This window comes from Accumulibacter sp., assembly GCF_031732815.1.
GTDB lineage: Bacteria > Pseudomonadota > Gammaproteobacteria > Burkholderiales > Rhodocyclaceae > Accumulibacter.
The window spans coordinates 10,354-17,617 of record NZ_JAVMKF010000206.1; the positions used below are offsets into that span (position 1 = coordinate 10,354).

Consider the following 7,264-nt stretch of genomic DNA (forward strand, 5'->3'; position numbering starts at 1 on the left):
AAGCGCAACCTGCCGCCGGCGGAAGACGGGATCCATGATCCGACGAACGACGGTACGCTGGCCCTGCAGCCGCCGCTCGCCGCGTTCAACTCGCTGCCGAAGAGCCTGGCCGGCAACCGCGTGAACTGGGTCGAGGCGCTCAACACGAAGAAGATCAAGCCGCGCTACGACAAGACGGATCCGAATGCCGAGCCGATCGTCATGGACATGAACGTCGTCCGCGAAGTAAAGGGCTCAATGCCGGATGTCGTCTACCCGCACAAGCAGCACACCGAGTGGCTCGACTGCTCGAACTGCCATCCGGCGATCTTCATTCCGCAGAAGGGCGCGAACCAGATCAGCATGGCCAACATCCTGCTCGGCGAAAAATGCGGCGTCTGTCATGGCAAGGTTGCCTTCCCGGTTTCCGAATGCCGTCTCTGCCATTCGAAGAAGAAGGAACTCGTGGCGCCTGCCCAGGCGGCTGCGAAGACCAAGTAACGCGGCTCGAGGAGGAAATCACATGAAGAAGATCGTTATCGCCGTCCTGCTGTCTGCCGCGTCCGGTCTGGCCGCAGCCCAATCCGCTTCCTCCGCGCCGGACAGTGCGGCAGCGCGCCTCAACGCGAGCAATGCGGCGCAGATCGACAAGGACCAGCTGGCGCTGCGTCTGGAGTCGGTAGGCAAGCTGCTGGACAGTTCGTCTGCTTCTCGCCAGATCGAAATCAGCGGTGATCCCAAGGCGCTTGCGACGCGTGAAAAGGCCAAGGGGGTCTACCTGAAGGCGAAGGAAGCCTTCGGCAAGGGCGATCTCGCGACAGCGAACCGGCTGCTGCCGGAAGCTACCGTCTTGATGTTCGAGGCAGTGCGTCATGCTGCTCCCGACGACGTCGTTGCCCTCAAGCTGCAGGGGGATTTCAACGCACGCAGCGAGAGCGTGAAGGCGTTGCTTGGTGCCTACAAGCGGGTTGCCGCCGAGAAGGGCAGCAAGGGCGTTGCCGAAACGGTTGCGAGCATCGAGAAATCGGTGGCCGAGGCAGACAAGCTGGCCGCTGCCCGGAAATTCGCCGAAGGTCGCGCCGAACTGGATCGCGCCTATCTTGTGGCCAAGGCGGCGCTCAGCTCGCTGCGCGGCGGTGACACGCTCGTCCGCTCGCTCAACTTCGCCTCGAAGGAGGAGGAGTACCACTACGAAGTCGATCGCAACGACACGCACCAGATGCTGATCAAGGTGCTCGTCGATGAGAAGCGCGCGACCAACCCCCAGCTCGACCAGCAGGTGCAGGCCTTCCTCGACAAGGCCCGGGCGCTGCGCAAGGAAGCCGAAGGGGCAGCGTCGCGCAAGGACTTCGCACAGGCCGTGAAGCTTCTCGAGGAGTCGACGGCCGAACTGGTGCGTGCGATCCGCAATGCAGGCGTCTATATCCCGAGCTGATCGATTCCGAATACCCCGGCTGGCCGGCGGCATCGTGATGCTGCTCGCCGCCGGTGCCGCGTTCGCGGGCAGCTGGCTGCCGATCGCGAAGGACGGCGTTCACGATCCCAAATCGCCGGCAGCCAAGCAGCTGCAACAGCCGCAGGAGGCGCTTTCGCGACTGACGCCCGACACTACGGGAAACCAGGTCCGCTGGGTGCAGGCGCTGGAAAGAGGAGAGATCAGTCCCCGTGAGAAGCTCAATCCGAAGACGGAAATCCGCAAGCTGGATCAGGACATCCTGCTCAACCTGAAGGGCGGCATGCCTATCGTCCGCTTTCCGCACAAGGCGCATACCGAGTGGCTCGACTGCAGCAACTGCCATGACCGGCTGTTCAAGCAGCAGACAGGCGCTACGAAGATCTCGATGTTCGAGATTCTGCAGGGCGAGCAGTGCGGTGTATGCCATGGAGCCGTTGCCTTTCCGCTGACCGAATGCTACCGCTGTCACAGCGTGACCCGTCCGGGCAAACCGGCGACGATGCCGACGCACATGGATCCACGGTTTCATAGTCCAGGGCGGCTCGGACCATGACGCTGCGGACCACCATCGCAACTCTTGTGCTGGCTCTTGCAGTATGCCTCGGCATTCCGCTCGCCGAGGCCGAGTACGCCGATGTCGTCATCAACAAGCAGGCCGAGAAGAATGGCATGCGGCCGGTCGTGTTTCCGCACTGGTTCCATCGCATCCGCTTTCGCTGCAAGGTCTGTCATGCCGAGCTCGATTTCAAGATGCGCGCCGGCGCCAACGATGTGACAATGGCAGCGATCATCGATGGCAAGTTCTGCGGGGCTTGCCACAACAACGACATCGCGTGGAGCGTTGAAAAATGCGATCTCTGTCACTCCGGAAAGCCGGGCTTACCCTCGGGGATCTATGGTGGTCATGAAACCTCGGGTCCCGGGCGCTGGTAGCCGCTTCTTCCGTCGGCGCCAGCTGCTGGGCGCAGCATCGGCGACCGGCCTTCTGGCGCTGGCGGCGGGCTGCGCCCCGTCGACCGCTGGGCGACGCGAGTCCGTGCGCGAGGCGACCGGTGGGCTGCTGACACAGATGCGCTCGCTCACCGGTGCCCAGATTCTCACGAAGACGACGCAGACCGGGATGCCGTCAGGCCGCAGCAGCCTTGGCGGCTTCGTTCCCTTCGTCTTTCCTGTCGCCGTCGCCGCTACGCCGCTCGACATCTACGTTGCCGATGCCGGGGCAGGGCGCCTCTATCGCTATGATCCGGCACTCAACGCGATGGCGGTGTTTCCGGTCCCCGTGACGCCGCAAACGCGGCTGGCGGCGGGTCTCGACGGCAGCATCCTGGTCGTTACCCCGCAGGCCGGGTTCCCGCTGCGTTTCGACCGTGCCGGCAATCCGCTGCAGCAGATCAATGCCAACACCGGTTCCGATCACTACGACGATGCCACTATCGATCCGGTGTCCGGCCGCTTCTACGCGCTGGACCGTATTCAGCGGCGTATCGACGAGATCCATCCGGTCGGTCGGGTCGGCGTCGTTCTGGCTGATCGGCAGATGCCCGACAATCCTGTCAGCCTGGCGATGGATCGGCGCATGCTGTTCGTCAGCAGTCGCGCATGCGCCTGCGTCGTGCAGATCGATCGCCAGACCGGACGCCAACAGGCCATCATCGAGGATCTGAAGGACATGGCCGCATTGGCTGCCGGTGGCGGTTGGGTTGCGGTGGCGGACAGCGTACAGCGCCATCTTTTCATCTACCGGGATGGCATGCTGCGTGGCGAGCCTTCCTACGAGTCGCTCCGACTCGCAAACCCGCAGGGCGTTGCGATCGTGAATGACAGTCTCTATGTGGCCGACGGCGCGGGTCGCCGTGTCGTGCAATTCGGGATGCGCCCGTGAAGGGATTCCTGATCCTCCTGTGCACCTTCGTCCTCGCCGGATGCGCGACGACGGACGAGCGCCCCGTTCTCCAGTTCGGGGCCCAGATGCCGCCCGGAGCGCGAGGCACGGTCTTCCCTGCCGAGCAGGCCGAGGAAATTCCGCGCTATGTGTATGTCGGGCAACTGACCGGCGAGGAAAATTTCGTCTGGCCGGAGCCGAAGCGGGATACCTTCGGAGGTTTCCTGCGCTGGATCGCCGGCATCGTCGGTGGCGAGGCCGTTCCGGAGGGGCTGCAGCGACCGCAGGCGCTGGTTGTCGACAATGCAGGCCGCATTCTTGTCACCGACATCAGTCGTCAGGCGGTTCTCGTCTTTGATCGACAGTCCGGGCGGATGGACATCTGGGACAAGGCGGTCGGCTATCAAGGGTTTGTCGCGCCTGTGGGTATTGCGCTGGGCGAGCAGCAGGAGGTCTACGTCGCCGATGCCGAGCTGGCGATCGTCGTCCGGCTCGACGCCGACGGAAAGACCCTCGGGAGCTTCGGCCGCAATGTCCTGCAGCGGCCGACCGGGGTGGCCTGGGATGCCCGCCGGAAGCGTCTCTACGTTGCCGATACGCATGCGCACGACATCAAGGTCTTCGCCCAGGACGGAAGCTTCGTCGGCCAGCTGGGAGAGCGTGGCGACGCCGCCGGCGAGTTCAATTTTCCGACCTTCCTCGCGCTGCGCGACGACGAGTTGTACGTCAGCGATACGATGAACGCGCGTGTCCAGGTTGTTGGCGCAGAGCGTGGCGATTTCCGGCGCAGCATCGGCACGCGCGGCATGTACGTGGGCAACCTCGTCCGCCCGAAGGGTATTGCGCTGGACAGTGAGGGCAATGTCTACGTTGTCGAGTCGTATCATGATCACTTGCTGGTCTTCAATCGCAAGGGCGAGTTCCTGATGGCCGTCGGCGGGGGCACCGGACAGGCGATCGGGCAGTATTACCTGCCATCGGGCGTGCTTGTCGACAGCGGCAACCGTGTCTATCTGGCCGATACCTTCAACGGCCGGATCGTTGTCTATCAGTTCCTTGGTGGTGGCACCGAAAATGAATAGTTCCTCCTCCCGTCTGTTGCTGCGTTGCCTTGCTGTGACGCTCTCCATCGCAATCGGTCTCACCGCTTCTGTGAGTGACAGCTGGTCGGCGCGCGAATCGAACGTGCGGGCAACCAAGCACAATCTTTCCAAGGACTGGGGTGGCGGCGGAGCCGATACCCGCACGGTCAAGGCGACAACGGAATCGCAGGTCTGCGTTTTCTGCCACACCCCCCACGCGGCAACCTCCGGCATGACTCCGCTGTGGAACCGCAAGGCGTCGAATGCCGCCTATACGACCTATACCTCCAGTTCTCTCGATGCCCAGGCAATCGAGGGGCAGCTTGCCGCACCGGGTGGAAGTTCCAAGCTCTGCCTGTCGTGCCACGACGGAACGCTGGCGATCGGCAACGTGAATGTGCTCAACGGCGCTGGCTCGAATACGGTGCAGGGCGGACAGTCGATCACGATGACAGGTACCGGAGCGGGCGGCGTCATGCCAGGCGGTTCAGGCACCAACACCGGCTTTACCCGTTTTCTCGGAACCGACCTCAGCAACGACCACCCGATTTCCGTCACCTACAACAAGCTCTTGACCGACCGCGACGGTGAACTGAGGGATGCGACGCTGAATCCGATCGACGGCACATGGGAGTGGGTCAATGGCAGCACGCGGATCATCGGCGTTCGCAAGCATCGCAACCAGGGCGGTAGCGGACAGGCCCAGAAACCGAAATTGCCGCTCGAGATGACCGGCAGTGCCACCGATTCGGGCCAGGTCCAGTGCGCGACCTGTCACGATCCGCATATCCGGGAAACCAGCGAAGCGACTGCCGGTAACCAGAAGTTCCTGCGCCAGAACCGATTCCAGGTTGACGCCCCGGCGAACGCCTATAACGAGTCCGGGGACCAGATCTGCCTGTCGTGTCACAACAAGAACAGAGGCACGGGGATGTGGGCCTTCTCGGCCCATGCAAACCCCAGCGTAGCATCGGCGACCTACAAGGCGACACCGGCACAGCAACGCGACTTCCCTGCAAACATCCAGGTCTGGCAAGCCGGTTGCCTGAACTGCCACGACACGCACAGCATCCCGGGATCTCGCCGCCTGCTTCGCGAAGGAACGACCGGAACCGGTACTCCCAAGGCCGGTGGCACCTCGGCGATCGAGGAAACCTGCTACCAGTGCCATTCGAATTCCACCGAATCGATCGTCACTCCTTCACCGCCGGACATCAAGACTGATTTCACGACCAAGGCCAAGCGGATGCCGATTGCGAAATCGCCGGAGACGCATGACATCGGGGGCAGTTTCAACGATGCCGGCTTCGTCGATTGCAACTCGACGACCAACAAGTGCGGCAAGGACTTCATCGAAAGCCGCGAGAAGCTGGGGGTCGGCAACCTCGCCAACCGGCATGCGGAATGTACGGACTGCCATAACCCGCACCGCGTAATCCGTGGCAAGAGCGGTCTTCCCGGTGCGCTGACTGCGGCCAACACCAGCGAAGCGCGTGTCAATGGCGCAAGCGGCGGGCATCACGACCATCGTGAAGCTGCGGGTTATACGCACACCAACGTAATCTCGGGGGTTTTGCGCGGAACCTGGGGCGTCGAGCCGGTCTACAGCTCGAACAAGTCCTTCCATCTGCTGCCGACCGGTTACGACGTCAAGCGCGGCGATCCCGGCAACACTGCTATCACCGACTGCGGCGGCGCCAACAAGGCCAATTGCGACGCGCAGACCTTCGTCACGCGCGAATACCAGATTTGCCTGAAATGCCATTCGGACTACGGCTATACCGATGACAATGCCTATCCGAGTGGCAGCACGCGGCCGACCCTGGGTGGCACGAACCTCACAGGTTCACCGACCTCACGGACGGCAGGCAGCTTCACCCGCTACACGAACCAGGCGAAGGAATTCCAGGCGCCCTCGGCGCACAGGGGGCACCCGACGACGACGGATTCCGGGTCGTCGGCCGGCTTCAGCACCAACAACCATCGCTCGTGGCACCCGGTGATGGACAGCACCAACCGAACTGGCTCTACCCGTGGCAATGGAACGAACATCAGCAACAACTGGCGATCGCCCTGGAACAACTCGGTCGGTTCGCAGACGATGTACTGTACCGACTGCCACGGATCCGAAGTGACCAGCGCGACATCCGTCATTCCTGATGGCACCAATTCGTGGGGCCCCCATGGGTCGACCAACGATTTTCTGCTGAAGGCCCCCTGGACGACGGCGACGGGCTCAGGAAATACGGACCATCTTTGCTTCCGCTGCCATGAATCCGGGCGCTATACGGGCACCTCGGGTGCCAGAACCGGCTTCTGGATCGGTCGCGGCTCGCGGGGCACCGGCAAGGACGGGCATGATACGCACTACGCGAAGATCAACCGCATGCGATGCAACTGGTGCCATGTTGCCGTGCCGCATGGCTGGAAGAACAAGGCACTTCTCGTCAATCTCAACGATGTCGGTCTGGAGGCGGGGGTTGCGAACGGCACCGTGATTGCCAATGGCAGCCTGCCGTATTCCAACGGCCCCTATTACCGTAACGCCATGCTCAAGATCGACGTTTTCGGTCCCAGCGGCAACTGGTCGATCGGCGATTGCGGAACACCAGGTTCGAGCGACGATGGTGCCCGCAGCTGGATGCAGGGTACCTGCGGCAATCCTCCATGATGGTGCTTCTGCGTTCACTTGCTTCGCTCCGTCTGACGCTTGGACTCTTCGTGGCGCTGGGCGGCGGCATCATGGCGGCTCATTTCGGGGGGGTTCCTTTCAGTCCGGCCGTTGCTGCCTGCCTGTCGGGGCTTGCGATCAACCTGCTGGCGATGATCGTCACCAATCCGCGCTTCCGGCGCCAGATTCCGCTG

General features: G+C 62.8%; 7 protein-coding genes and 1 pseudogene. All 8 read left to right on the forward strand.

What is annotated here, in order from left to right; all coding sequences use genetic code 11:
• The coding region (locus RKP46_RS13160) for a c(7)-type cytochrome triheme domain-containing protein (protein ID WP_311107055.1) at positions 1-480 on the forward strand (480 nt) is incomplete at its 5' end.
• 22 nt (positions 481-502) lie between these two features.
• Entirely contained in the window at positions 503-1,414 is a 912-nt protein-coding gene (locus RKP46_RS13165) for a hypothetical protein (protein ID WP_311107056.1), read from the forward strand.
• A 37-nt stretch (positions 1,415-1,451) separates the two neighbouring features.
• A complete protein-coding gene (locus tag RKP46_RS13170) occupies positions 1,452-1,988 on the forward strand; it encodes a c(7)-type cytochrome triheme domain-containing protein (protein WP_311107066.1) in 537 nt (178 codons plus the stop codon).
• Positions 1,985-2,368: a c(7)-type cytochrome triheme domain-containing protein gene (locus tag RKP46_RS13175; RefSeq protein ID WP_311107057.1), complete on the forward strand. Its 384-nt coding sequence runs from the start codon at positions 1,985-1,987 to the stop codon at positions 2,366-2,368. The genes RKP46_RS13170 and RKP46_RS13175 overlap by 4 nt, the downstream gene beginning before the upstream one ends.
• Positions 2,340-3,317 carry a hypothetical protein gene (locus RKP46_RS13180; RefSeq protein ID WP_311107058.1) on the forward strand — a complete coding sequence of 326 codons (978 nt, stop codon included), beginning with the start codon at positions 2,340-2,342 and terminating at the stop codon, positions 3,315-3,317. Before RKP46_RS13175 ends, RKP46_RS13180 begins: the two co-directional genes overlap by 29 nt.
• Positions 3,314-4,399, forward strand: coding sequence for a 6-bladed beta-propeller (locus RKP46_RS13185; RefSeq protein WP_311107059.1), 1,086 nt, complete (start codon positions 3,314-3,316; stop codon positions 4,397-4,399). The genes RKP46_RS13180 and RKP46_RS13185 overlap by 4 nt, the downstream gene beginning before the upstream one ends.
• Entirely contained in the window at positions 4,392-7,070 is a 2,679-nt protein-coding gene (locus RKP46_RS13190) for a cytochrome c3 family protein (RefSeq protein ID WP_311107060.1), read from the forward strand. The genes RKP46_RS13185 and RKP46_RS13190 overlap by 8 nt, the downstream gene beginning before the upstream one ends.
• A pseudogene (locus RKP46_RS13195) lies at positions 7,067-7,264 on the forward strand (hypothetical protein); the annotation flags it as partial. The gene RKP46_RS13190 and the pseudogene RKP46_RS13195, both read left to right, overlap by 4 nt.

What these genes read in the sequence shown, in the direction of transcription:
- RKP46_RS13165 (WP_311107056.1), top strand. Translation starts at nt 503, where the DNA reads ATGAAGAAGATCGTTATCGCCGTCCTGCTGTCTGCCGCGTCCGGTCTG.
- RKP46_RS13170 (WP_311107066.1), top strand. Translation starts at nt 1,452, where the DNA reads ATGCTGCTCGCCGCCGGTGCCGCGTTCGCGGGCAGCTGGCTGCCGATC.
- RKP46_RS13175 (WP_311107057.1), top strand. Translation starts at nt 1,985, where the DNA reads ATGACGCTGCGGACCACCATCGCAACTCTTGTGCTGGCTCTTGCAGTA.
- RKP46_RS13180 (WP_311107058.1), top strand. Translation starts at nt 2,340, where the DNA reads ATGAAACCTCGGGTCCCGGGCGCTGGTAGCCGCTTCTTCCGTCGGCGC.
- RKP46_RS13190 (WP_311107060.1), top strand. Translation starts at nt 4,392, where the DNA reads ATGAATAGTTCCTCCTCCCGTCTGTTGCTGCGTTGCCTTGCTGTGACG.